Source organism: Streptomyces niveiscabiei, assembly GCF_001419795.1.
GTDB lineage: Bacteria > Actinomycetota > Actinomycetes > Streptomycetales > Streptomycetaceae > Streptomyces > Streptomyces niveiscabiei.
The window spans coordinates 1-1278 of the sequence record NZ_LIRL01001421.1 but is presented as its reverse complement, the minus strand read 5'-3'; the positions used below and the strand labels follow the sequence as shown (position 1 = coordinate 1278).

The window sequence follows — 1278 nt, the reverse complement described above, 5'->3', positions numbered from 1 at the left end:
GGGCAGGGCTCCGGCTCAGGCCGACGGCAGCACAGGGCGGGGCCTGGCGGGTGGATCGGGGCCCCGCCGGGTGAGGCGAGGCGCGGGCGCCCGAAGGCGGTGGGGGTTCGGGGTTCGGTCGGTCGAGGCGAGCCGGCGGCGCCCGCAGGTGAGGGCAGTGCCGGGCGAGGGGTGGCGCGCCCGAAGTCGGCCGAGTGGGTCTGGCGGGTGTTCGGGGTTCCGTCGGCCGGCGCGCGCTATGTGCCGTGGGGTCAGGCGAGCCGCCGGTGTTCGGGCGTGGCCGTGCGGAAGGCCAGCCCTGTATCACCGGCTGGTGTCCGGCGGTTCAGCCGCCGTCCGTGCCTGCGGCGAGGTTCTCGTTCAGCCAGAAGGCCGCCAGTTCGGTTCGGGAGCGGGAGCCTGTGCGCTGGAACAGCCTTGCCAGGCGCTGCTCCACGGTCTTGGGGCTGCACGCGAGGTCCGCGGCGATCTGCCGGTTGGTCGCGCCGTCGCTGACCATGCGCAGGAGTCTGCCGTCGGCGTCGCTCAGCTTCTCGTCGGCGCGGCGGAGCCGGGGGAGGGGGATGTCGCGCAGGCGCGCGGCGCGGTGGGCGGCCGTACGGAAGGGGCCCCCGAGGCCGAGGCGGCGGGCCTCGCGGACGGCTTCGGCCAGCCAGGGGCGCGGATCGTCGGCGATGTGCGTCAGGGACATGCAGCACAGGACACGCAGGTCGGCGTCGCCCCGCCGCTCGACCATCCGGTACGCGGCCAGCGCGCTGTCCGTGTCGCGGTGGGCCAGGCCGCGCGCCAGGAGGAGGGCCTCGTGGGTGAGTGGCGCGTCCACCTCCTCGTGCAGGGTCTCCAGCTCCTCCACGACCTGCTGGACCAGGGGCGGCCGGCCGTCGAGGGCGGCGAGCGCCAGGATGCTCAGCAACAGCCGCTCCACCCCGGCGAGTTGCCCGTCCTTCCGCGCCCGCCGCGCGTCGTACCAGGCCCCCTCCAACGCCTCCTCCGCACCGCCCGACCAGTACCGGACGGCCAGCCGCGCCCGGCCCGCCAGCGGGTGGGTGAGGGTGTCGGGGACCAGACCGAGCCACGTACGGGCGTGTACGAGGTCCCCGCGCGCACAGTGGATCTCCGCGGCCAGCGCCCGCGCCGGGTAGGGGGTGCCCGCCCCGCGCACCTCGATACGCCGGGCAGCCGCGAGCGCGGCGTCCCAGTCCCCCGCGAGGTGGTCGCGCACCATGCCCCGGTACGTCGCGGCGACGCTGTCCGCCGACGTGACGTACCGGGGCATGG

The 1278-nt window shown here is 76.3% G+C and carries 1 protein-coding gene; it reads right to left on the bottom strand.

Translation table 11 applies throughout. From position 1 onward, the window contains the following. Positions 1-325 precede the first annotated feature (325 nt). Positions 326-1278 (bottom strand): helix-turn-helix transcriptional regulator (locus tag AOK24_RS44645; RefSeq protein WP_055725503.1); only part of this gene is annotated, 953 nt, incomplete at its 5' end.